We start from the raw sequence: 255 nt of genomic DNA on the forward strand, positions 1-255 counted from the left end.
GGATTGACGACGCGGAGGCCAAGCTTGTGGTCACGGCCGACGGCACCTACCGCCGCGGCAAGCCCAGCGCCCTGAAGGCCGCCGTCGACGACGCGTTGTCCCACACGGGAAATGGCGACGGCCACACCGTGCGGAACGTCGTTGTGGTCAGGCGCAACGGCCAGGACGTGGACTGGCACGAGGGCCGGGACCACTGGTGGGCGGACACCGTCGGCGCCGCGTCGGCCGAGCACACCGCCGTCGGGCACGACGCCG

The 255-nt window shown here is 72.5% G+C and carries 1 pseudogene; it reads left to right on the forward strand.

Annotation, left to right across the window (positions count from 1 at the left end):
* Nucleotides 1–255, forward strand: a pseudogene (locus tag MRBLAR12_RS22075) (acetyl-coenzyme A synthetase); the annotation flags it as partial.

The organism is Arthrobacter sp. LAR12-1-1.1, assembly GCF_040676555.1.
Taxonomy (GTDB): Bacteria; Actinomycetota; Actinomycetes; order Actinomycetales; family Micrococcaceae; genus Arthrobacter.